Origin of the sequence: Nocardia sp. NPDC058666 (assembly GCF_042714895.1) — a bacterium.
GTDB lineage: Bacteria > Actinomycetota > Actinomycetes > Mycobacteriales > Mycobacteriaceae > Nocardia.
The window spans coordinates 223950-246441 of the sequence record NZ_JBHXRY010000002.1; the positions used below are offsets into that span (position 1 = coordinate 223950).

20 protein-coding genes are annotated in these 22492 nt (G+C 64.4%); 11 read left to right on the forward strand and 9 right to left on the reverse strand.

Annotated features, from left to right (window positions below; translation table 11 throughout):
- Nucleotides 1-8 precede the first annotated feature (8 nt).
- From ACFWVD_RS07645 to ACFWVD_RS07670, 6 genes are all read left to right on the forward strand, one after another.
- Nucleotides 9-1604 carry an ABC transporter substrate-binding protein gene (locus ACFWVD_RS07645; protein ID WP_379241210.1) on the forward strand — a complete coding sequence of 532 codons (1596 nt, stop codon included), beginning with the start codon at nt 9-11 and terminating at the stop codon, nt 1602-1604.
- 53 nt (nt 1605-1657) lie between these two features.
- The gene (locus tag ACFWVD_RS07650) at nt 1658-2698 is read left to right on the forward strand and encodes an ABC transporter permease (protein WP_379241550.1); all 1041 of its coding nucleotides are present in this window, start codon (nt 1658-1660) and stop codon (nt 2696-2698) included.
- Nucleotides 2699-3643: an ABC transporter permease gene (locus tag ACFWVD_RS07655; RefSeq protein WP_379241211.1), complete on the forward strand. Its 945-nt coding sequence runs from the start codon at nt 2699-2701 to the stop codon at nt 3641-3643. It abuts the gene before it with no gap.
- Entirely contained in the window at nt 3636-5282 is a 1647-nt protein-coding gene (locus ACFWVD_RS07660) for an ABC transporter ATP-binding protein (RefSeq protein WP_379241212.1), read from the forward strand. Before ACFWVD_RS07655 ends, ACFWVD_RS07660 begins: the two co-directional genes overlap by 8 nt.
- A 99-nt stretch (nt 5283-5381) precedes the next feature.
- On the forward strand, nt 5382-5648 hold the full coding sequence (locus ACFWVD_RS07665; RefSeq protein WP_379241213.1) for a type II toxin-antitoxin system Phd/YefM family antitoxin: 267 nt from the start codon (nt 5382-5384) through the stop codon (nt 5646-5648).
- A complete protein-coding gene (locus tag ACFWVD_RS07670; protein WP_379241214.1) occupies nt 5645-5899 on the forward strand; it encodes a Txe/YoeB family addiction module toxin in 255 nt (84 codons plus the stop codon). Before ACFWVD_RS07665 ends, ACFWVD_RS07670 begins: the two co-directional genes overlap by 4 nt.
- A gap of 585 nt (nt 5900-6484) precedes the next feature.
- On the opposite strand, the gene ACFWVD_RS07675 is transcribed toward ACFWVD_RS07670, so the two are convergent.
- Genes ACFWVD_RS07675 through ACFWVD_RS07700 form a run of 6 tightly spaced genes read right to left on the reverse strand, consistent with a single transcriptional unit; the run spans nt 6485 to nt 12853 of the window.
- Nucleotides 6485-8947 carry a hypothetical protein gene (locus tag ACFWVD_RS07675; RefSeq protein ID WP_379241215.1) on the reverse strand — a complete coding sequence of 821 codons (2463 nt, stop codon included), beginning with the start codon at nt 8945-8947 and terminating at the stop codon, nt 6485-6487.
- Nucleotides 8944-9252 (reverse strand): hypothetical protein, encoded by a 309-nt coding sequence (locus tag ACFWVD_RS07680; RefSeq protein WP_379241216.1) that lies wholly within the window; start codon nt 9250-9252, stop codon nt 8944-8946. The genes ACFWVD_RS07675 and ACFWVD_RS07680 overlap by 4 nt, the downstream gene beginning before the upstream one ends.
- 14 nt (nt 9253-9266) lie before the next feature.
- A complete protein-coding gene (locus tag ACFWVD_RS07685) occupies nt 9267-9893 on the reverse strand; it encodes a DUF3558 domain-containing protein (RefSeq protein WP_379241217.1) in 627 nt (208 codons plus the stop codon).
- On the reverse strand, nt 9890-10297 hold the full coding sequence (locus ACFWVD_RS07690) for a hypothetical protein (RefSeq protein WP_379241218.1): 408 nt from the start codon (nt 10295-10297) through the stop codon (nt 9890-9892). The genes ACFWVD_RS07685 and ACFWVD_RS07690 overlap by 4 nt, the downstream gene beginning before the upstream one ends.
- 13 nt (nt 10298-10310) lie before the next feature.
- Nucleotides 10311-11090 (reverse strand): ESX secretion-associated protein EspG, encoded by a 780-nt coding sequence (locus ACFWVD_RS07695; RefSeq protein ID WP_379241219.1) that lies wholly within the window; start codon nt 11088-11090, stop codon nt 10311-10313.
- Nucleotides 11090-12853: a hypothetical protein gene (locus ACFWVD_RS07700; RefSeq protein ID WP_379241220.1), complete on the reverse strand. Its 1764-nt coding sequence runs from the start codon at nt 12851-12853 to the stop codon at nt 11090-11092. The genes ACFWVD_RS07695 and ACFWVD_RS07700 overlap by 1 nt, the downstream gene beginning before the upstream one ends.
- Nucleotides 12854-13113: 260 nt before the next feature.
- Here ACFWVD_RS07700 and purM point away from each other — a divergent pair, with 260 nt between their 5' ends.
- A complete protein-coding gene (gene purM, locus ACFWVD_RS07705; protein WP_379241221.1) occupies nt 13114-14190 on the forward strand; it encodes a phosphoribosylformylglycinamidine cyclo-ligase in 1077 nt (358 codons plus the stop codon).
- Between the two features lie 205 nt (nt 14191-14395).
- Here the strand turns inward: purM and ACFWVD_RS07710 are convergent, their stop codons facing one another.
- The 3 genes from ACFWVD_RS07710 to ACFWVD_RS07720 all read right to left on the reverse strand — a co-directional run bounded on the left by ACFWVD_RS07710 (nt 14396) and on the right by ACFWVD_RS07720 (nt 16890).
- Nucleotides 14396-14617, reverse strand: a complete 222-nt coding sequence (locus ACFWVD_RS07710) for a DUF3073 domain-containing protein (protein WP_379241222.1) — start codon at nt 14615-14617, stop codon at nt 14396-14398.
- 175 nt (nt 14618-14792) lie between these two features.
- Nucleotides 14793-15743, reverse strand: a complete 951-nt coding sequence (locus ACFWVD_RS07715; RefSeq protein WP_379241223.1) for an asparaginase — start codon at nt 15741-15743, stop codon at nt 14793-14795.
- A 40-nt stretch (nt 15744-15783) separates the two neighbouring features.
- The gene (locus ACFWVD_RS07720) at nt 15784-16890 is read right to left on the reverse strand and encodes a YgfZ/GcvT domain-containing protein (protein ID WP_379241224.1); all 1107 of its coding nucleotides are present in this window, start codon (nt 16888-16890) and stop codon (nt 15784-15786) included.
- Nucleotides 16891-17012: 122 nt separating this feature from the next.
- Between ACFWVD_RS07720 and ACFWVD_RS07725 the strand changes: the two genes are divergently transcribed.
- The 4 genes from ACFWVD_RS07725 to cydD all read left to right on the forward strand — a co-directional run bounded on the left by ACFWVD_RS07725 (nt 17013) and on the right by cydD (nt 22401).
- Nucleotides 17013-17918 (forward strand): aminodeoxychorismate lyase, encoded by a 906-nt coding sequence (locus tag ACFWVD_RS07725; protein WP_379241226.1) that lies wholly within the window; start codon nt 17013-17015, stop codon nt 17916-17918.
- Nucleotides 17919-18053: 135 nt separating this feature from the next.
- The gene (locus tag ACFWVD_RS07730) at nt 18054-19502 is read left to right on the forward strand and encodes a cytochrome ubiquinol oxidase subunit I (RefSeq protein ID WP_379241227.1); all 1449 of its coding nucleotides are present in this window, start codon (nt 18054-18056) and stop codon (nt 19500-19502) included.
- 9 nt (nt 19503-19511) lie between these two features.
- Nucleotides 19512-20528: a cytochrome d ubiquinol oxidase subunit II gene (cydB, locus tag ACFWVD_RS07735; protein WP_379241228.1), complete on the forward strand. Its 1017-nt coding sequence runs from the start codon at nt 19512-19514 to the stop codon at nt 20526-20528.
- Nucleotides 20529-20553: 25 nt separating this feature from the next.
- On the forward strand, nt 20554-22401 hold the full coding sequence (cydD, locus tag ACFWVD_RS07740) for a thiol reductant ABC exporter subunit CydD (protein ID WP_379241551.1): 1848 nt from the start codon (nt 20554-20556) through the stop codon (nt 22399-22401).
- The last annotated feature ends 91 nt before the right edge of the window (nt 22402-22492 follow it).

The following is a 22492-nucleotide window of genomic DNA, read 5'->3' on the forward strand; positions in this document are numbered from 1 at the left end:
GGGACCTGATGTTGAATAATCGTGCGAAACAAGTGGGTGCGGTGGGTGCCGCCGCGCTCGTCGTGGCCGCGCTGGCCGGCTGTGGCTCCGGCCGCACCGATGAAGCGGGCTCCGGTGCGGGCCTGGTCGTGGGCACCACCGACAAGATCTTCTCGCTCGACCCGGCCGCGGCCTACGACAACGGGTCGCTGCTGGTGGAAAACCAGATCTACTCGTACCTGCTCAATTTCGCGCCCGGCGACACCACGCCCAAGCCCGACGCGGCGGAGAAGTGCGAGTTCACCAGCCCCACGGTCTACACCTGCAAGATCAAGCCGGGCCTGAAGTTCGCCAACGGCAACCCGCTCACCGCCACCAGCGTGAAGTTCTCGTTCGACCGGATGCTGAAGATCAACGACGCGCACGGTCCGGCTTCGCTGCTGGGCAACCTCGAGAAGACCGACAAGATCGACGATCTCACCGTCGCGTTCACGCTCAAGGTTGCCAACGATCAGACCTTCCCGACCATCCTGCCCACGCAGGCCGGGCCGATCGTGGACGAGAAGTCGCTGCCCGCCGACAAGGTCGCCACCGACGAAGAGGTCGTGAAGGCCAAGGGTTACGCGGGCCCGTACACGATCTCGAGCTACGACAAGAACAAGCTGGTCGAGTACAAGGCCAACCCCGACTACCAGGGCATTCTCGGCACGCCGAAGAACACCACGGTGTCGACCAAGTACTACGCCACCTCCGACAACCTGAAGCTGGACCTGCAGAACGGCGCCATCGACGTCGGCTACCGCTCGTTCACCCCCACCGACATCGACTCGCTGCGCGCGGACTCGAAGGTGAAGGTCACCGACGGCCCCGGCGGCGAGCTGCGCTACGTGGTGTTCAACATGAACACCATGCCGGGCAACACCCCCGAGCAGAAGCTGGCCGTGCGCAAGGCCTTCGCGTCGTCGATCGACCGTGAGGCGCTGGCCGCCGGTGTCTACAAGGGCACCTACCAGCCCGCCTACGGGTACGTGCCGCAGGGCATGGCCGGTGCGGCCGAGCCGCTCAAGGACCTCTACGGCGCCAAGCCCGACAAGGCCGCGGCCGTGAAGTTCCTGGCCGACGCGGGCGTCACCGCCCCGGTGACGCTGAACCTGCAGTACAACCCCGACCACTACGGCTCCAGCTCCTCGGAGGAGTACGCCGCGGTCAAGTCGCAGCTCGAGGCCTCGGGCCTGTTCAAGGTGAACCTGCAGTCCACCGAGTGGGTGACCTACCAGAAGGAGCGCGCCTCCGACAGTTACCCGATGTACCAGTTCGGCTGGTTCCCGGACTTCCCGGACGCCGACAACTACCTGACGCCGTTCTTCGGCCCGAACAACTTCCTGCAGTCGCACTTCGAGAACCCCGGCATCAACGCCCAGTTGACCGCCGAGACCACCGAGTCCGATCCGACCAAGCGCGCGGAGCTGCTGAAGAAGATCCAGACCGATCTGGCGCAGAACTTCCTGCCGACCCTGCCGCTGCTGTCGGGTAAGCAGGTCGCGGTGTCGAAGCCGGGCGTGTCCGGTGTCGATCAGACCCTCGACGGCTCCTTCAAGTTCCGGTTCACGGTCCTGAGCAAGTGAGTGACGTTGCTGCTGCGCCCGAGTCACCGACTCGGGCGCAGCGTTTCGGGTGGATGCGCGGCGGGGGTTCCCGCCAGGTGGCTTTGCTGCGGTACCTGCTGATTCGGCTGTTGCTGATTCTGCCGACCGCGTGGTTGCTGGTGACGGTGGTGTTCTTCCTGATGCGGGTGATCGGTGACCCGATCAGCGCGGCCATGGGTGGCCGGTTGACCCAGGAGCAGATCTTCGAACGCAAGGAAGCGGCCGGGCTGAATCGGCCTATCCTTACCCAGTATTGGGAGTACCTGACCGGATTCCTGCGCGGTGATTTCGGACGAACACAGGACAACGAGGCGATCTCCGATGTGGTGATCACCTACGGTGCCGCGACGTTCGAGCTCGTGTTCTGGGGTCTGGTCGTGGCGTTCGCGGTGGGTGTTCCGTTGGGCAGATACGCTGCGACGCACCGGGATACGGCCGCGGACGCGTTCCTGCGGTTCTCCGCGGTGCTGGCCTACGCGGCGCCGGTGTTCTTCGTGGGCATGTTGCTCAAGCTGGTGTTCTCGGTGTGGCTGGGCTGGTTCCCGGTCGGCGGGCGTGCCAGCACCGACGTAGAGCTTGCGCTGCAACATGTTTCGCCCAAGACCAACATCTTGATCATCGACTCGATCCTGTACGGCGAGCCGTCGTACGTGCTCGACGTGCTCGAACACGCGGTACTGCCCGCGGTGGCGCTGGGCTTGCTGACCGCGGGCATCTTCCTGCGACTGGTGCGCGTGAACCTGATCCAAACTCTGCGCAGCGATTTCGTGGAAGCGGCACGGGCGCGCGGGTTGTCCTCGCGCGTGGTCACCGGTCGGCACGCGGTGCGCAACGCGCTGATCCCGATCATCACGGTGATGGGCATGTGCATCGCGATGATGCTGGGCGGTGCGGTACTCACCGAGACCACGTTCGAATGGAAGGGCTTGGGCTATCAGCTCGCCGAGTATCTGCGGGCGCGTGACTTCATCGCGGTGCAGGGCATCGTGGCGTTCATCGCGCTGATCGTCGCGGTGATGAGCTTCGTCGTGGACGCCATTGTCGCGCTGATCGACCCGAGGGTGAGGTTCTAGATGACCACCGCTGTGAAACGCCGGCGTCTGCCCGGCGCCGAACTGCTGTCGAAAACCGGTGGGCTGCAACGGGCTACGTTGATCACCGGGCTGGTGCTGGTCGGGGTGTTCGTGTTCGTGGCGGCCTTCGCGCCGCTGCTGGCGCCCTACGGTTTGGCGCAGAACTCCGCGGACGGTGTGGCATTCCTGCCGCAGCAACCGCCCTCGGCCGACCACTGGTTCGGTACCTCGGTGCGCAGCGAGGACGTGCTGTCGCGAGTGCTGTTCGGTGCGCGCACCGCGCTGCTGGTGATCGCGATCGCGGTGACGTTGTCGCTGCTGATCGGCGTGCCGTTGGGTCTGCTGTCGGGGTATGTGGGGCGTTGGGTCGACAAGATCCTGGTGCTGATCATGGACGCCATCTACGCGTTCCCGTCGCTGCTGCTGGCCATCGTGGTGTCGATCGTGGTGGCCGGTGGCACGTCGAGCAGTCTGGGCGGCATGTTGTCCGCGGCGATCGCGATCACCGTTGTGTATGTGCCGCAATACTTTCGGGTGGTGCGCAACGCGACGGTCGCGGTGAAGACCGAACCGTACGTCGACGCCGCCCGGGTCACCGGGGCGTCGACCACACGAATCATGTTCCGGCACATCCTGTCCAACGTCACCGGTTCGCTGCCGGTGATCGTCACCATCAACGCCGCCGACGCCATTCTCACGCTGGCCGCGCTGGGTTTCCTCGGGTTCGGCATCGAGCCGACCCAGGCCGCCGAGTGGGGTTACGACCTGAACAAGGCGCTCAACGACGTGTCCAACGGGCTGTGGTGGACCTCGATCTTCCCCGGCACCGCGATCGTGTTGGTCGTGCTCGGGATGACGCTGGTCGGCGAGAGCCTGGACGAGACGCTCAATCCGATGCTGCGCACCCGCCGCGCGGTCACTTCGAAGGAGACGGTCGATGAGTGAAACCACTGCCGCACTGGCGGTTTCGGGCTTGTCGGTGACCTTCTCGACCGACGCCGGACCCGTGCACGCGGTGCGCAATGTGTCGTACGAGGTGTTCCCCGGCGAGGTGCTCGCCATCGTCGGCGAGTCCGGGTCGGGCAAGTCGGTGAGCTCGCGCACCGCGATCGGACTGCTTCCGCATTCCGCGTCGGTGCGCGGGCTGGTCACCATCGGCGACCGGCCGGTCACGTCCATGACCGAACGGCAGCTCACCGCGTTGCGCGGCGGGGCGGTGTCGATGGTGTTCCAGGAGCCCGCGCGGGCGCTCGACCCGCTGTTCACCGTCGGGTTCCAGATCTGTGAAGCGCTGCGCGCGCACAGCGACATGAGCCGAAAAGCCGCCAAGGCCAAGGCAATCGAGCTGCTGCGCTCGGTCGGGCTGCCCGATCCGGAGCATCGCGTGGACTACTACCCGCACCAGCTGTCGGGTGGGCAGAAGCAGCGCGTGATGATCGCGATCGCCATCTCGTGCGAGCCGAAGGTGATCATCGCCGACGAGCCGACCACCGCGCTCGACGTGACCGTGCAGGCGGAGATCCTGGAGTTGCTGCGGGATCTGCGGGACCGGCTCGGCAGCGCGATCGTGTTGATCACGCACAACATGGGTGTGGTGGCCGATCTCGCCGATCGTGTCGTGGTGATGCGCGAGGGCGAGGTGGTCGAGCAGGCGCCGGTGCACGAGCTGTTCGCCAACCCCAAGGCCGACTACACCAAAGCCCTGCTCGATGCGGTTCCGCACCTCGGCGCGGCGACCATCGAGCGGCCCGTGATCGACCGGACTGTCGAGCCTGTGCTCGACGTGAAGGATCTGGTCGTCACGTTCCCCGGTCCGTTCGGGCGGCCCGCGTTCCGTGCGGTCGACGGCGTCAGCCTGCAGATCCGGCCGGGGGAGACCCTCGGCCTGGTCGGCGAGTCGGGGTCGGGCAAGTCGACCATCGGACGCTGTGTGGCCGCGCTGCAACGGCCCACCGAAGGGCACGTGCTGATTCGCGGGCAGGACATCGCGGATCTGTCCCAGCGAAAACTGCGCCCGATCCGGCGACGGTTCGGGTTCGTGTTCCAGGACCCCGCGGGCTCGCTGAACCCGCGCCTCACGGTCGGCGAGTGCGTGGCCGAACCGCTGGTCGTGCACGGCATCGGCGACAAGGCGAGCATCCGCGCGCGCGTGCGGCACATGCTCGACGACGTGCAACTGCCCGCGGGCACCGAGAACCGCTACCCGCACGAACTGTCCGGTGGACAACGTCAGCGGGCCAGCCTGGCGCGCGCACTCGTGCTCGACCCGGACCTGCTCGTAGCCGACGAACCGACCAGCGCCCTCGACGTCTCGGTGCAGGCAGCGGTCCTGGAACTGTTCGCCGAACTGCAGCGCTCCTGCGGCTGGGCCTGCCTGTTCATCAGCCACGACCTCGCCGTAGTCGACCAACTCGCAGACCGCATCATGGTCCTGCGCGACGGCACCTGCGTCGAAGAAGGCACCAACGAACAGATCCTGCGCAACCCCCAGCACGAGTACACCCGCCGCCTCGTCGCCGCCGTCCCGGTCCCCGACCCAGTCGAACAGCGACGGCGTCGGCTCGAGGGTGTCGGCATCGAGTAGGACCGGCTCCCCTGCCCGCTCGAAGTGCAGCTTTCGGGCGGGGGAGTCGTACCACAATGCGGTACCATTGAGGGGACTCTTGGGAGAGGACCGATCTCGATGACCAGCATGTCCGCCAGTGAAGCGCGAAGCAACCTGTTCCCACTGATCGAGCAGGTCAACGACGATGCGATCGCGGTCCACATCACCAGCCGCAAAGGCAACGCCGTCCTGATTTCCGAGGACGAGTACAACTCGCTGCGGGAGACGCTCTATCTTCTGCGATCCCCTGCGAATGCCGCCCGGTTGGCCATGGGCATCGCCCAGTTGGAGACCGGTGACGTGGTCGAGGTCGACGTGCGGAAGGTCGCGGAGGAACTCGAGTGAGGGTCATTTTCGCGAAGGCCGCGTTGGAGGATCTGACGCACTGGATCGACACTGATCGGAAACTCGCCCTGCGGATCATGCGCCTGATCGATGAGATCGAACGCGATCCCTTCGCTGGAATCGGCAAGCCCGAACCGCTGAGGGGCGACAAGTCGGGCTACTGGTCTCGGCGCATCAATGACGAGCATCGTTTGGTCTACGCGATCCAGGGCAACGACCTCCTCGTCGCCCAGGCCCGCTACCACTATTGATCGTCTTCTCACCTGTTGGGCATCGCGGGGGCGAACTCTGAAGCGAGGAGGACGCCGCGATCACATGTCGTATCACCGAAGTTGCCATCCAGAATCATGCTGTACTCCTTCATCTCAACGAGTACAAAGCAAGTTCCCGGTCCAATTGTGGAGTTGGCTACGATCGCGGGGTGGTCAGCTATGGTCAGGCGGCGTGTATCCCGGCTTTGGCTACTGGACTTCAGGGACTCGATGTATTCAATTGTTACGTTTGTGGTTGCAAAGTCGAATTGAGCAGCACTAGATTCGGGTTGGGTGGTCGGATTTTGATCTTTTATGTCACACGAAGTGCTGACTCGTATTTGCGATGACCAGTCTCCTCCTGCGTATGTAGGCGCGTAGAAATCTGACTCCAACTTGGTTAGGTCCAGTTTGGAGAGCAGTTCTGGTGCGATATATTCGCAAGGGTCGAACAATGGCGCTTTGCGGTTCAGCGATGGGACTTGTGCCGTCGCTGGATCGTGAGGGTAAGACTGTTCCGTTGCGCAGCCTAAGCATAGGGCGGCAACGCCGGCGATTGCAGCGAGTCCCATCGATCTCACCATGCTATTTCCCTCCCCCATTGCCACCTGTCACCTGTGCTGCGCCACCGGCCAAGAATTGGTTAAGAGCGTCCGGAGAATCGATAATAGTATCGACGGCCAGACCGTTATATGCAGTGCTGAGCTTATCTCTTGCATCTGTCGAAAGGTTGTGAAGTGCAACCTTTTCGTCATAGTAAGCGTAGGCGTTCGCCTTCAAGTCCTGCGGGCGAGGAAATTGGCTGGACTCTTCTTCCGGCTTGGGGTTCCATTTTTCGATAACCGATTCCATGCCCTTGTCGCGCATCTCGCCTACAATGCCGTGCACAATCGCGCCCCCTGGCATCTTCTCGATGGGCCCATCCGTGACTCCGCCGACGAGCATCGAGGCGAATTCGGCGGCTTTTTGTTTGGAGTCGTATATCTCCTGCCGATGTGAATATCCTTCAATCTTGTCGTTCACATCTCGGAACAACGCAGCGTTGCTGATCGCGGAATCCATACGGGCGTCAATTCCGCCCATTATTGTCAACGCTTTGGCAGGGTCTGCATACCCTCCGGCTTCGAGTCTGCTGAGTACGCCCAAGTCGTATGTTTGGCGAGCTGTCTCAAGGTACATAACGCCTTCCTGGGACTCCGCTGCCAGGAATAGCATGCGCTCGGCATCGGCGGTTGAGATCCTGCCGCTGCCAGGGGTCATGTCCGGCACATTTAGATTTCCCTGGATGGAATCGATATTGGGAGCGAGAGTTTTGCTCAGACCAGTTGCCAGCTCGGGATTCTTGAGGAACGACTCGGCATTGATCGCGAAGACGCTCTTCTTCTCGTCGCCCTTGCCTTCGGTCACGAGGACGCCGGCGTCATCGTGCGGGGAAAGGATATTGGGTAGGCCCGCGTACGCCTCGCGGGAGAGATCGCCGAGTTTGGATTGGTCGTGGGTGTGTTCGCCGATCCAGTCGACCATGCCGGCGGCGGCTTTGCCGTCGTCGGGCCATTCGTGGCGGATGGCGGTTGTCACGAGTTTGGACGGGTCATAATTGCCGGTTGGGTTGTGGTCAGCGTTGGCGCCGAAGGAGAGGTCGGCGGGGAGAGGTTCACCGGTGTGGGAGTTCTTGCCGGTGAGAAGTTGGTAGGCGGCTTCGGGGTTGGAGGTGCCCACCTCGAGGTATTTCTGGGCGGCGGACTCGAGCGATTCCTTGCTCGGCTCGCCGAAGACGCCGTTGGCACCGATGGTGCCGTCGGGCATCGCGTCCTGCCAATGTTGGGCCGACCACTGGTTGATAACGGTGGCCTTGCCGTCTACGTAATCGGCGAGGTCGGCTCCTTGGCGGCCGAGTTCGGTGCCAAGGGTTGTGCCCGGTGGCATGCCGTCGTCGGCGTGGGACATGAGGTCGGCCATGCCGATCTTTTCCTGGAGGCGCTTCTGGAATTCGTAGGGGCCTTGCGGGGCGACTTTGCCTAGGTCGACGTCGGCGAGTCGGCCCGAAACGCCGTTGCGCAGGCTTGCTGGAAGTTGGTTGTAGTCACCTGGTGAGATGAGTTTTCCGGTGTTGTCGAAGCCGGTTCCGATGCGCTCATTCGAGACCATCATCAGGCCGTTGGCGATGTTCGATTGAGCTTGGACAGCGGCTGGGAGCGTGGCGCTACCCGGTTGAGATTGTTCGGTGAGATAGCTGTTCAGCGAGAGCAAGCCGTCTTTGCCAAGATCTTGGTAGAGGTTCTTGTAGTAGTCGCGGAGTTCAGCGGGGACCGCGATGTCCTTGCCCGCTGCGAGCGCTGCGAGGTCCGCCTGCGGCAGTGAGTTGTCAGGCATGCTGGCGAGGATTTCGTCAATCCTCGCGGTGTCGTTGGTGCGCAACGCCTCTGCGAGTGCCTTGCCGTCGTCGACCCCGGAGTTGCCGTACCTGTCTGACTTCTGGGGTCCAAGTCCAAACTCGCCGTTGGCTTTCTGGACCAAGTCGAGGAGTTCCTGGCCAGCCTTCTGCGCGAGGGTCAGATCCTCGGTGATGAACTGGTTGATGAGGCCCTTGACGCGACTGGTCGCCTCGACGGCGTAGGTCGCCAGCTGTTCGGGTGACATCTTGATGACGCCGCCGGCCATGGCTGGGTTCTTTATTCCAGTCGCACCGGCGGGGGCCGTTACTGTGCCGTCGTCAGCGACGTTCATGCCAACGATGATGTAGCCGTCAGCTGCGGCGACCGCGGCCTTGCAGTAACCATCCATGGCGGCGCCATGCACCTTGTACGCGGTGGCGATGTCTTCTAGCTCGGTCGCCAGTTTGTTCCCGGACAACCGCTCGCCGAGTGCGCGTTCGTTCGCGGCTTTCGCCGCATCACCCTTCCAATCATCGTGGGTCGCGTCCACTTTGGTGTAAACGTCCGCCATGTTCTTCCGGAAGTCGGCGACCAAGGCTTCGACTCCGCGCGCGACCGCGCTGGTCGTGGCTTCAGGGTTGTACGTACGCATCTGGCTCAAACCCATACTCATGAGTACACGCCACCGCCGACCGTGTTGAGAAGGGCGGCGAACTCGCGGTCGGCTGCCTCGTAGTCGCCTGAACAGCGGATTGCCGCGCCGCCCATGGCGTGGATTCGGGATGCGACCGCGTTCAGCGCGGTGCGTACCTGGTCGACTGCGGCGGCTGAGACTGCCGCTGTCGCAGTGCCTTTCAAGTCATCGATGCCGCAGCGGAAAGGGGTGTGGCAGTCGGTTTTTTCCAATGCTGTGCCGATTCTGTTCAGTTCTACGCCGAGGGCGACGAGAGCTTGCTGGTTGACGGCGAGGTCAGACATTTCTCTCTCGATCCCTATTTCATTCTCGGCAACGCGGATTCGATTTTCTCGGCGGCTTCTTGGATGTGGTCACAACCGTCCCAGTCCGACAACCCTTTTGCGTTGTGTAGGTCGACGCTGATCACCCCGTCGGGCCCCTTCATTGCTATGCTGCACCGGTCCTTGAACTCTGGCATGTATGAGAGCGCCTCGCGTCCATTGACCGTGATGGCCTGCTTGGATGAGAAATCTGAGCGTTGCCAAAATTTGTCTAGGCTTAGGTCGGTCGATGAAATTATCATCCATCCACCGGGTATGTCATTTCCGGTGACGCGACTTTTCTCTCGTCGCTCAAACTTGCACCCGATCCAGGCGTAGTCGTCATAAATGAAGTCAGACCTGACGCGTGACGAGGCCTCGAAGCCGAGTTCGGAAACTGGACCATCTCCAATTTCAAAGCAGGGGTCGTAACCGGCCCGCGTTCCGGCTCGGCCAACTTGCGGTGGCGCTGCTGGCACAGCTACGAGGATCGACGGACGTGCAGAAGTTGCCGGAGCAGTCGAATCTCCTGTCGAGATGGGGTTATTACCTGATGGCTGGCCGGTGCACGCACTGATAGCTATGGCGAAGAGTGGGATGCCGATCGCGAGCTTAGCCTTCACTGGGCACCGCCCAGGTTGCCCTTCGCGAGGTTGATTCGACTCTTGTTTATCTCGTCTATGGCCGGAATCATGTTGGCGGCACGAAGGATTCCTTCTTCGAGGTCGAGTGACCCGGTTATCAGTTGATCGAGAACGCTGTGGCCTTCATTTGCCTTCCAAGCGAATCCCGCCGCGAGTTCATGTGCGGATTCGAATCCTCCGAAACCCTTGGTCTGCTTTGCCATATCCATATTTGGCCGTGCAGAGGCGATTGCGGCGATCAGCTGTTCGACCTCACCCGCCAACTGTCGCACCGCACCCTCCTCGAAGCTGATCTCACCATTGCGCGCACCTTCGAGCAACTGGGAGATTTCCTTCTTCCCGTAGTCGATCTGGGGGAGCTGGCGTTCAGGTTCTTGGCTCATGGTTCGCTCGCTTTCACCACACCTGGGCGGGTGTGTCGGCACGGAGTCGGGAACGGAGTTCGGTGGCGATTACGTCGTTGTCGGCCGGTAGGACGGTCACGTCGTCGCGCTGCACGGTGATCAGGTAGCGGCCGGACGCGAATTGTCCGGGCGGGATATCTATCCAATTCAGGTAATGCGGCGCGTAGGGGCGCGGGTCGTTGACCGCGGATTCGATGACGAAATGGCCTTCAGCCTCGCGGGGAATGCGGAGAAGGAGGTGGCGGATGCGTTCATCGGTTGGCAGGCGGCCATCGGCGCTGGGTAGGTAAGACGTGTTCGGTCCTTCGCCCCTGACCCTGGGTGCGTACCCGTCCATCCGGCCTGCACCGCCGGGCTGGGCTGGTGGTAGCGCGCGGGCAACGTAGGTGGCGACCGATTCAGGGCGGCAGGTGAACACGAGGATGGGGCCGACCTGACCGATTCCTTGGCATCGTTGGACGACAACCACCCCAAGATTCGACGTGATCGCGCCGTGTACCCGCAGCTGCTCCCCGGTTGGGAGCGTGCCATAGGCCCTGATTCTGTCCCGTGGCTCGGCGAGAGTAGTGAATGCCGCTGTGAGCCAGGGATTGTCGTCTTTGGGATAGCGCTTGGCGCATGCGGTCATGATCGGCCAGTGTTCGGCCTCGGTCGTTGCGGTCTCGCGGATATCGATCGGATCTGGGAAGTAGAACTCGTCGCGGTCGGTGTGTGCACGCCAGATCCACGCGAATTCGTCACAGGTCAGGGACCAGGCACGGTCGTCGGACATCAGTTGCTCCGCTCGCGCTGGCTCGGCTGGGCACCTGGGGTGAATCCGTAGGACGCGAGCAAGTCTGCGACGTTGGGCGCGATGATCGCAGCCGCTTGCTCCGCAACCGGATCGCGTGGCGGCTCCGCCTCCACGGGCGGTGGCGAATTATCTACCGCAGGAGCTGGATTGGGGTCTGATGGCATGACGGGGGTGGGGGGTCCTTCGGCCGGAACCACGTTGTGGTCTGGTTCGGGCGCGGCTGGGATGGGGAGCGGCGCTTGCGCGTTCGAATGCGAGGACGAGGCGCTGTCACCATTGGTCGCTGGGGTTGTCGCGGGTGCTCGCTGCTCGGAGTCTTTGTTGGGAGTGTTTGTGGCAGCGGCCGCTGGTGTGCTCGCATCTGCCATTGGCGAGTCTTCGGCACCAAGGGCTTGTGGCACCGCCGACAGGTTCTCTGTCCACATGGGATCAACTCGACGCAGGTACCCGGGCGCGTAGTGCTCCTCATCGTCCGGTTGTTTTCCGCCCCTCGCCCCAGCTCCGGGCGACATCGGTCCCATCGTCCCTGGCATACCCGCGCGGGCAGCGGATCCGGAGTTTGCCGGGCCGGGACCGCCTGGCGTGAGCGGACTGCCGGGTATCGGCTGCCCAGGCGCGGCCGAGGACAATCCGCCGCCGCCCGGGGAGCCACCGCCGCCACCAATTCCGAGTGAGGTTCCACCGGGGGAGCCGGACGGTCCGGCGCCCGGAATGGTCGGGGCTACGGCCGACGGCGCGGTGGCCGCGGGGGTAGTCGCCCCGGCGGAGTCATCGGTCGACGTAGCGGGCGAACCACCTGAATCATTCTGGGAATCATCGGAATTCGAGGCCTCTGAGCCATTGCCTTGGCCAGGCTCGTCACCTTGGTCCTGTGGCCCCGGCTGCGCGGGTTGACCGGCGGGACTGTCCGAACCGCCATCTCGGCCGCCGGGAGCATCGCTGTTCGGACTTCCAGACGATCCACCCGTGCCTGGTACGCCGCCAGCGCCGCTGGCGAGCTGATCGCTGACCGGAACATAGGTCGGAACTCCGACGCCTGACGGCGGGAAGGACGGTGTGTAGAGCGCGGTCATCGCCGCACGGACGGCCTGCTCGTTATAGGTCGATTCGGTCCGATTCCCGGTGGCGGTCGCGGGATTGGCCAGGCCGGGCAAGATCACCGCCATGGGGTTGTCGTTGTTCAAAGTCGTCGATGTGGCCACCGGCGCGGTCACCGCCGTGCGGATCGCTTCCGAGACGAAGGCCAAGCCCTGAATTCGCAGGCCAACTGATTGATAGATCTGCGCGGTCGTGTCGACGGCGGTGGCCAACCTCGACACGGCGGCTTTCGCGGCGTCGCCGCTCGCCCCGGTCCATGCCTTGTCAGCGAGCACGGTGTTCGCACGTGTCAAGAAGGCTTGCGCGGCTGCGGTCAGCTGAGCCGCGGCGGTGAGCCACGCGTTGGAGAGCGTGTGCAGACCGGCAACGTCCATGCCGCCCGCGCCATGCACGGCGGTGTAAATCTCCTGGTGTGACATCCCCATGAACCGCTCAACGGTTTTCGAGTAGTCAGGGTCGCTGCCCAATCCCAAGGCACTCAAGACACCGTCGAGCCCCTGCGCCTTCGATTGATTGCCGCCGAGGCTGGCCGACGCCTTGTTGATGGCGGCGACGACAGCGTTGGTCGCGCCGGGAGCCAGCACTCCGGGTAGCGCGCCGGGAGCGAGCACCAGCTCAGCAGGTATCTGCAGTGGATTTGTCATATGACTGCCCCCCTTGGCGTACTCACGGTCAACTCGCGCCGCCCTCCGCCCGGCAACGCTTGGCCGGGAGACTACCAGTCACTTCAGTACGCGGCCAGGGACTGAGAACCTCCCTGCGCCTGTCGCGCTGCCGGCGAGACTTGAGTTCGATGCCAGCTTCGTCGCGGCGGTGTACAGGCGGCGCAGGCAAGGCGTCCGGGTCGATGGCCTAGAGTTATAGGGCATCTATCCGCCGATTCGGTTTGGAGCTTTCCCCTACAATGACTGAACAAAACGCTGGTGCAGGCGCTTCCTACGCTGCGGCGGGCGTGAGCATCGAAGCCGGTGACCGCGCCGTCGAATTGTTCGGACCATTGGCCAGGAAGGCCAGCCGACCCGAGGTGCAGGGCGGCATCGGCGGGTTCGCCGGGATGTTCGCGCTCAAGGGCGGGTACCGGGAACCGTTGCTGGCCGCCTCCACCGACGGTGTGGGCACCAAGATCGCCATCGCTCAGGCACTGGACAAGCACGACACCGTCGGCCTGGACCTGGTCGCCATGGTCGTGGACGACCTGGTGGTGTGTGGCGCCGAGCCGCTGTTCCTGCAGGACTACATCGCCATCGGCAAGGTCATCCCGGAGAAGGTCGCCGAGATCGTCTCCGGCATCGCCGAGGGTTGCATCAAGGCCGGCTGCGCGCTGCTGGGTGGCGAGACCGCCGAGCACCCGGGCCTGATGGATCCCGATGATTACGACCTGTCCGCCACCGGTGTCGGCGTCGTCGAAGCCGACTCGGTGCTGGGCCCCGACCGGGTTCGCCCCGGTGACGTGGTCATCGCGATGGGCTCGTCGGGTCTGCACTCCAACGGTTACAGCCTCGCCCGCAAGGTGCTGCTGGACATCGACCGGATGTCGCTGACCGGGCACGTCGAGGAGTTCGGCCGCACGCTGGGCGAGGAACTGCTCGAGCCGACCCGCATCTACGCCAAGGACTGCCTCGCGCTGATCGCCGAAACCGATGTGCGCACGTTCTCGCACGTCACCGGTGGTGGCCTGGCCGCCAACCTGGCGCGCGTGCTGCCCGCGGGCCTGGTGGCCGAGCTGGACCGTGGCACCTGGAACCCGGCACCGGTGTTCAAGATGATCGCGCAGCGCGGACGCGTGGAGCGCATCGAGATGGAGAAGACGTTCAACATGGGCGTCGGCATGGTCGCGATCGTGGCGCCCGAGGATGCCGACCGTGCGCTGGCGGTGCTCACCGCCCGCCACATCGACTGCTGGACGCTGGGACAGGTCAAGAAGGCCGCCGACGTGGAAGCTCCGCGTGCGGTGCTGCTGGGCGACCACCCCAGGTTCTGATCTTTCACAGCACTGAGCCGGGCCGCAGACAGTCTGCGGCCCGGCTCACGTGTTTCCGGGGTTTGTAACCACCCCGCAACGGCTACCCCAAGATGGGTCGGCTCGGAGTGGTCGGGGCTTCGAGGCGACCAACACGACGAGCGTCCTGTGTGTGTGCACAGGACGCTCGTCGCGTATTCAGGTATTCACCGCAATAGCTGCAACTTCAGCGGCGCCAGCTGTCGTAGCCGTCGTCATCGTCGTCCCATCGGGACGGCGACTCCTCCGGCTCCTCGGATAGCACTGCACTACTCCTTGGTGCGGAGTAGGGCGAAGCATCGCTATCCGACAGCTCGCGCTGAAGGCTCGCGAAGTCGGTCGGCGCGGAGCTGTACTTGAGCTCACGTGCGACTTTGGTCTGCTTTGCCTTAGCCCGGCCACGGCCCATGGCTGACCCCCTCGCGTCACTGCGGGGCGGCCTGGGGTTTGTTGGCGGCCCCGTTCGAATTAATACTCTTCCTGACAGACACTTTAGCGTGTGTCAGACCGTCGCGCTCCCAGGAGTGGGTGAAGACCTGTCGAAGCGCCCCGGTTTGCCCCTTCTTCGCCCAGACCGGCCGGTCTCAGAAGACCCCCGGAATCGCGCGGATGACCCCGACTCTGGCGTCGCCGCCCAACACCGCGGTGGCCGCGAGCGCGGTGTGCTCGTCGGACCATTCCACGCCCAGTTCGCGCAGAATCGCCAGCGTCAGCGGCATCCGGGCCCGATCGTGACCGTCGGAAATCTTGTACGCGAAGGCTCTGCCGTCGGGGAGCGCACCCGCGTGCACGCCGTCGGCGCCGATCTTGCAGAACAATCCGGGGGTCGTGGACATCGCCAGCAGATCCGGTCCGCTCGTGCCGGAAATCACTCGCGGATTGCTTCGAACCGCGTCGGCGATCCGGCGCGGCGCGGTCCCCGGCTCGGCCGTGGTGAACCCGGCGAAGGCCCGCGCGAGGTTGATCAGCGACACCGGCACGATCGGCAGCCCACACCCGTCGATGCCGAGATCGGTCTCGGGTTCGTCGGTGAAATCGGCGATGGTGGCCAACACCGCCTGCTGCAACGGGTGGTCGAGGTCGAGATACCCGGTGCGCGGCCAGTCGTTGATCACACAGGTCGCCAGCATCGCGGCGTGTTTGCCCGAGCAGTTCATGTACACGCGACTCGCGCCGTCCCCGCTGATCGCGGCGGCCCGGGCGTTCTCCTCGAACGGCAGATCGGGCGGGCAGGCCAGATCATCGTCGGTGAACCCGTAGCGCTCCAGCAGCCGACGAACCAGTGCGATGTGATCAGGCTCGCCGAAGTGCGACGCGGTCGCGATGGCGAGTTCGTCGTCATCGACGGGATCGAAACCGTTGCGCAACAAGGCCAGTGCCTGCATCGGCTTGTTCGTCGACCGCGGGAAAATCGGCCCGTGCACCTCACCGAGTTCGACGGTAGGAGTCCCGAGTGCGTCGAGAACGACCACGGAACCGCGATGCACACACTCCCGAAAACCGGACCGAACAACTTCGACCAGTTCGACGCTCACGCTGCGACCTCCATGCCTTCCAGGCGATTCGTGCCGGGGTTCATCGCCCGCGCAGCCGGTTGACGGCGGCGCGGCCTGCCTGTTCGACGTCGTCGGCGGGGACCGAGTCGGGGTCGATGGCGGCGGCCATGCTGCCGACTACCAGTTCGGTGCCCGCGGGGACCGAGCGTTTGATCAGGGCCAGGGCGATCGGGCCGAGTTCGTAGTGGTCGATGACGGTGCCGAGGCGGCCGACGGTGCGGCCGCCCGCGGTGACGTCGTCGCCGGTGGTGGGGCGTTCGTCGGCGGAGCCGTCCAGGTGTAGGAGCACGAGGTTGCGTGGGGGTTTGCCGAGGTTGTGGACGCGGGCGACGGTTTCCTGACCTCGGTAGCAACCCTTGTTCAGGTGTACCGCGCCGTGCTCGTCGATGCCGCCGATCCAGCGGGCCTCGTGCGGGATGGTGCGTTCGTCGGTGTCGACGCCTATGCGGGGTTTCACTGCGGCCACTCGCAGCGCTTCGTAGGCCCACATGCCTGCGGGTTCGGCGCCGGCCTGGGTGAGCTTGGTCCACCAGGTCGACAGGTCGGCGCGGGGGACGATGAGGTCGAAGGAGTCGCCGGGCATCCGGCGCAGGAAGCCGCCGCCGGGAAGCGCGACGGCGCCGTAGGTCTCGGGCAGGCCGTCGAGACCGAGGGCGGGCAGCAGCGTGTCCACTTGCGGGCCCAGCAGGCTCAGCACGGCGTGATCGGGGGCGGCTACGGGTTTCGCGTCGGCCCAGAACACCATCTTCTGCAGAAACGACAGCAGGGCGGGGCCGCGGTCGGCTTCGGTGTCCAGCCACAGGGTGCCGTCGAGGTCGGTGAGCACGAAATGGTTCAGGACACGGCCGTTGAGATCGAGGTCGAGGGTTTCGGCGCTGTGCGCGTCGGGCAGCGCGGCGATGTGCTGGCTGGTGATGGTGTGCAACCAGCTCAGGCGTTCGGCGCCGGTGATCGTCGCGAGGCTGCGGTGGGAGCGATCCACGACCGCGACTCGCTGCGCGGCGGCCTTCTGCTCACCGAACGGATCGCCGTAATGCCAGGCGACAGCGGCGTCCTGCGTATCGGGAGCACCCGCGACGGCACCCGGAGTATGAAGAACAGGACTGGGGGCGACGACCTGTGACACGACACCCACTGTAGGCGCGTTGGCCGACACGCGCCGCACGCGGGCCGCCGACCGCCGCGCGTCGCGAGCCGGATTCTTAGCAGCGGTACACGTCACGGACCGATAACGCCTACGCTTCGCGCATGGGAGAACGGGTTCTTGTGACACTCGACGGGACGGTCGCCGACGCGAACGTGCCGTCACTGTATGCCGACGACATCGGCGCACTGCGCGGCGATGGAGTATTCGAAACGATTTTGGTGCGCGGCGGAGTAGCAACCGCGCTGGAATTCCACCTGGCCAGACTGCGTCGCTCGGCGCAGGCACTGGAACTGCCGGAGCCGGGCCTGTCGCGCTGGCGCTCCGCGGTGGAATTGGCTGTGAAGGAATGGGGTTCGGAATCCGAAGGCATGTTGCGGTTGATCTACACGCGCGGCCGCGACTCCGAATTCGACGCGCCGCGCTCGGAGTTGGCGCCCGAGGATCCGCAGCCCACCGCGTATGTGCTCGTCTCCCCGGTGCCCGCGCGCGTGGCGACGGTGCGGGCCGAGGGCGTGAAGGTGATGTCGCTGGCGCGCGGCATCTCCGTCGACCTCGCGCAGGCCGCGCCGTGGCAGCTACTGGGCGCGAAAACGCTGTCGTACGCCACCAATATGGCGGCGCTGCGGTTCGCGCGGCGGATGGGCGCCGACGACGTGATCTTCCACAGCACCGAGCACAAGGTGCTGGAAGGCCCGCGCTCGTCGGTGGTGATCGCGCGCGGCAAGGAACTGATCACCGTGCCGCAGAAAAGCGGTGTGCTGCCCGGCGTCACCCAGCGGGCGCTGTTCAATGTGGCCGAGAAGGCGGGGTGGGAGTGCAAGTACCAAACACTGTTCACCGCGGACCTTTTCGACTGTGACAGCATCTGGCTGCTGTCGAGTGTGACCCTGGCCGCACGGGTGAACCAGCTCGACGGCATTCGCCTGTCGGCGCCCGACAACGCGCAGGAGATCATCGACCTGGTCGACCTGGGGATCGAACGGCCGGGGACCATCGGAGACTGGTGACCGTTGCGTGGGGCGCGGGTGGGCGCGCCCCTGCGGTAAGGCTTTTCGCGCACCGTGGCGGTTGTCACCCTTGATGCGGGTGGTTGCGGGCGTACGATCTACTACAAGTCGTCGTAGTAGATCGGTGGAGGTCGGATGGACACCCTGGATGTCTCCCGGTGGCAGTTCGGGATCACGACCGTCTACCACTTTCTGTTCGTCCCGCTGACCATCGGCCTCGCGCCGCTGATCGCGATGATGCAGACCGCCTGGGTGATCACGGGCCACGAACGCTGGTACCGCCTGACCAAATTCTTCGGCAAACTGTTCCTGATCAACTTCGCCCTCGGCGTGGCCACGGGCATCGTGCAGGAATTCCAGTTCGGGATGAACTGGAGCGAGTACTCGCGCTTCATCGGCGATGTGTTCGGTGCGCCACTGGCTTTGGAGGCGCTGATCGCGTTCTTCATGGAGTCCACGTTCATCGGATTGTGGATCTTCGGGTGGACTCGACTGCCTCGGCTGGTGCATCTGGCGACCATCTGGATCGTGGCGATCGGGGTCAACGCTTCGGCGTTCTTCATCGTCGCCGCCAATTCGTTCATGCAGCATCCGGTGGGGGCTCGATATAATCCGGAGACTAAACGTGCTGAGCTGGAAAGTATTTGGGCGCTGTTGACCAATAACACTGCGCTGGCGGCCTTTCCGCACGTGGTGGCGGGTGCGTTTCTGACTGCGGGAACCTTCGTGGCGGGTATCGCCGGTTGGTGGATGGTGCGTAATGCGCGAAGTGGTGATTCGGTTAAACTTGCTGAGGCGCAAACGATGTGGCGGCCGGTGGGACGGGCGTCACTGGTAGTGGTCGCGCTGTCCGGGGCCGCGTTGATTCTTACCGGTGATATTCAAGGCAAGCTGATGTTCGAGCAGCAACCGATGAAGATGGCTTCGGCGGAATCGTTGTGCCACACCGCGACCGACCCCGACTTCTCCATTCTCACCGTCGGCACACACAACAATTGCGACAGTGTCGTGCACGTCTTGGAAGTGCCGTATGTGCTGCCGTATCTGTCCAAGGGCGAGTTCACCGGGGTGACGCTGGACGGTGTCGTCGACCTGCAGAAGACCTACAACGTCGCCTATGGGCCCGGTGATTATCGGCCGAATCTGTTCGTCACCTACTGGTCGTTCCGCGCCATGATCGGCCTGGCCGGCGGGTCGGTACTGCTGCTCCTGGCCGGATTCTGGCTCACTCGCGGCGGTCGGGTACCCGATCAGCGGTGGTTCGGGTGGTTGAGCCTGCTCGCCATTCCCACGCCGTTCCTGGCCAATGCCGCGGGGTGGGTGTTCACCGAGATGGGGCGTCAGCCGTGGGCGGTGGTACCCAACCCGACCGGCGACCCGAACATTCGAATGACGGTGCAGCAGGCGGTATCCGAACATTCCGTCGGGACCGTGGTGTTCTCGCTGGTGGTGTTCACGCTGCTGTACGGCGCGCTGGCGATGGTGTGGTTCTACCTGATGCGGCGGTACGTCGAAGCAGGCCCGGACACGCCGAAGCAGGCCACGGACGGGCCCGATAACGACCAGCTTTCCTTCGCGTACTAGGAGCCGACGATGGGTCTGCAACAGTTCTGGTTCGTCCTGATCGGAGTGCTGTTCACCGGCTACTTCGTGCTCGAGGGGTTCGACTTCGGGGTCGGAATGTTGATGCCGATTCTCGGGCGGCGGTCCGACACGCGGCGCCGGGTGGTGCTCAACACGATCGGGCCCGTGTGGGACGGCAACGAGGTCTGGCTGATCACCGCGGGTGGGGCGCTGTTCGCGGCGTTTCCCGAGTGGTACGCCAGCATGTTCTCCGGGTTCTACCTGGCGTTGTTGCTGTTGCTGGTCGCGCTGATCCTGCGGGTGTGTGCGATCGAATACCGGGGCAAGATCAACGATCCGAAGTGGCGGGCCTGGTGCGATCTCGGGATCGGGATCGGGTCGTGGATTCCGGCGTTGGCCTGGGGATGGGTGTTCGCGAATCTCGTGCGCGGCGTGCCGTTGAACGCGGACAGGCAGGTGGTGGGGTCGGTGTGGGAGTTGCTCAGCCCGTACGCGCTGCTCGGTGGGTTGGCGACGGCGACTCTGTTCGCGCTGCACGGTGCGGTTTTCCTGGTGCTCAAGACTGCGGGCGACGTTCGAACGGACGCTCTGCGGCTGGCCAGGTTACTGCTGATTCCTACCGCGATGGTGGTCGGCGGGTTCGGGCTGTGGACGCAGCTCACCTATGGGGCCTCCTGGACTTGGATCATGGTGGCGACCGCGGTGCTCGGGCTCGTGCTCGCGGGCGTGGCGAATACGGCCGGGCGTGATGGATGGGCCTTTGTCGGAACGACCCTTACTGTTGTTTCCGCGACCGTGTTGATCGTGGGGTCGATGTTTCCGAATGTCATGCCGTCGACGATCGACCCGCTCTACGACCTGACCATCTACAACGCGTCATCGACGGCGTATACGTTGAAGGTGATGAGCTGGGCGGCGGTGCTCGCTACGCCGGTAGTACTGATTTATCAGGGATGGACCTATTGGGTTTTCCGGCAGCGAATTCGAGTCGAACAGATTCCGCCGCCGGTGGGTTTGCCTGTCTAGTGCTCGCGAAAGGTCGGACGCTGTGGTGTCGGAGAGCTTGTCGCAAGACGATCGGTCGGGGCCCGTCGACGAGGTAGCGACTCGTCGACGGAAGGGGCCCGTTGATCCTCGGCTGTGGCGGTACGCGCAGTCGGCTCGGCCGCATCTGGTGGTCGCGGTCGCGTTGGCGATGGTGATCACGGGGACGATCGTGGTGATGGCGATCATGTTGGGGCGGGTGTTGTCGGGGGTCATCACTGATCCCAGCAGGCGTGAGTTCGGTTCGTGGACAGGCGAATTGGTGGCGATTGCGATCGCTGTCGCGGTGCGGGGGTTGGCCAGTTGGTGGCAGGCGCGTCTGGCGCATCGGGCCGGGGCGGCGGTGGTCGCTGAGCTCGAGACTGCGGTGTTGCGGGCCGGTGCTTCGCTGCCGCCTCGGGAGCTGGATGCGCGGCGAACTGAGATCGCGGTGGTTGTCAGCAATGGGCTCAGTGGGTTGCGCGGGTGGTTCACGGGTTACCTGCCCGCGCTGTTGCTGGCCTGCCTTGTGCCGCCGGTTGTGTTGATAGTCATCGCATTTCACGATTTGACGTCCGCGCTGATCGCGGTGATCACCGTGCCGTTGATTCCTGTTTTCATGATTCTCATCGGGCTGCTCACGCAAGGGCGAGCCGAGGCCACGCTCGCGGCGACCACTCGGTTGTCCGATCAGATCTTGGATCTTTTCGCGGGGATGCCGACGCTGCGTGCGCTCGGGCGTGAAGGGGCCGAGGGGCCTTCGATGGTGAAACAGGTGCAGGCGCTGGGGGATTCGCTGCGGGAGCGGACAATGCGTGCGCTGCGGATGGCGTTCCTTTCGTCGATGGTGTTGGAAAGCCTTGCGACGCTGAGTGTTGCGATCATCGCGGTGGCGATCGGGTTGCGGTTGGTGTTCGGGGAGATGGCGTTGTACAGCGGGATGGTGGCGTTGATTTTGGCGCCGGAGGTGTATTGGCCGTTGCGGGTGGTGGGGGAGAAGTTTCATGCGGCGCAGGATGGGATGGCTGCTGCGCAGCGGGCGTTTGCGGTGTTGGAGCCGGGGGAGGGGGTGGATCGGGGGTCTGGTGCGGCGGACCGGCAGTCCGACGCAGCGGAACGTGCGCTTCCCGATGCTGAATCGACGGTGGTGGGCGGCGGCGAATCCCGTGCTTCCGCTGAGGTCGGCGCGGCGCGAATTGTGCTGCGCGGGTTGACCGTTGGTGCCAGATCGGGGACTGCGCCCGACCAGTTGACTGCCGAACTCGCGCCAGGTGTGGTGACTGCCCTGACCGGGCCCAATGGATGCGGGAAATCGACTGCCTTCCAGGCGATTCTCGGGTTGATCTCGCCCGATGAAGGCGCTGTTCTTGTCGACGGCACCGATGTTCGCGAGCTCGATCCCGACCGTTGGTGGAGTCGGATCGCGTGGTTGCCGCAGCGACCGGTGCTCGTTCCCGGAACTTTGCGCGAGAACATCGAGTTGCTCGGCGCGCGGTCCGACAGTGCGGTGGATCTGCAATTGATCAGTGCGGCAACAGGATTCGATGAAGTGCTGGCCGAACTTCCGGACGGCTGGGACACCGTCGTCGGACAGAACGGCACGGGCTTGTCCCTCGGTCAACGCCAACGCCTCGCGCTGACTCGCGTCCTCGCCGCCGTTCGTCCCATCCTGCTCTTGGACGAACCCACCGCTCACCTTGATCCCGACAGTGAGCGACGTGTGCTGAACACGCTGCGCACCCTTGCCGATCGGGGTGCGACGGTCGTCATCATCGCCCACCGCCCGACAGTTCTCGCGGCGGCAGATGTGGTCGTCGAGGTGGTCGCCAGTGTTGCGATGACCGACCGAACCGGCCAGGAGGTACGGGTCTCGTGAATTCCATGCGCAAGCAGGAACTATCCGGTGGTGCGGGCACCGTTGGCGATGCTCGGACGAAGAAGTACGCGGCCCGCGACGAGGATCGAGT

Coding starts and splice junctions, on each gene's coding strand:
- ACFWVD_RS07680 (WP_379241216.1), bottom strand. CDS start 9,252: ATGTCTGACCTCGCCGTCAACCAGCAAGCTCTCGTCGCCCTCGGCGTA.
- ACFWVD_RS07725 (WP_379241226.1), top strand. CDS start 17,013: ATGGGAGAACGGGTTCTTGTGACACTCGACGGGACGGTCGCCGACGCG.
- ACFWVD_RS07700 (WP_379241220.1), bottom strand. CDS start 12,853: ATGACAAATCCACTGCAGATACCTGCTGAGCTGGTGCTCGCTCCCGGC.
- ACFWVD_RS07730 (WP_379241227.1), top strand. CDS start 18,054: ATGGACACCCTGGATGTCTCCCGGTGGCAGTTCGGGATCACGACCGTC.
- purM (WP_379241221.1), top strand. CDS start 13,114: ATGACTGAACAAAACGCTGGTGCAGGCGCTTCCTACGCTGCGGCGGGC.
- ACFWVD_RS07710 (WP_379241222.1), bottom strand. CDS start 14,617: ATGGGCCGTGGCCGGGCTAAGGCAAAGCAGACCAAAGTCGCACGTGAG.
- ACFWVD_RS07650 (WP_379241550.1), top strand. CDS start 1,658: ATGCGCGGCGGGGGTTCCCGCCAGGTGGCTTTGCTGCGGTACCTGCTG.
- ACFWVD_RS07695 (WP_379241219.1), bottom strand. CDS start 11,090: ATGTCCGACGACCGTGCCTGGTCCCTGACCTGTGACGAATTCGCGTGG.
- ACFWVD_RS07645 (WP_379241210.1), top strand. CDS start 9: ATGTTGAATAATCGTGCGAAACAAGTGGGTGCGGTGGGTGCCGCCGCG.
- ACFWVD_RS07655 (WP_379241211.1), top strand. CDS start 2,699: ATGACCACCGCTGTGAAACGCCGGCGTCTGCCCGGCGCCGAACTGCTG.
- ACFWVD_RS07660 (WP_379241212.1), top strand. CDS start 3,636: ATGAGTGAAACCACTGCCGCACTGGCGGTTTCGGGCTTGTCGGTGACC.
- ACFWVD_RS07675 (WP_379241215.1), bottom strand. CDS start 8,947: ATGAGTATGGGTTTGAGCCAGATGCGTACGTACAACCCTGAAGCCACG.
- cydB (WP_379241228.1), top strand. CDS start 19,512: ATGGGTCTGCAACAGTTCTGGTTCGTCCTGATCGGAGTGCTGTTCACC.
- ACFWVD_RS07690 (WP_379241218.1), bottom strand. CDS start 10,297: ATGAGCCAAGAACCTGAACGCCAGCTCCCCCAGATCGACTACGGGAAG.
- ACFWVD_RS07665 (WP_379241213.1), top strand. CDS start 5,382: ATGACCAGCATGTCCGCCAGTGAAGCGCGAAGCAACCTGTTCCCACTG.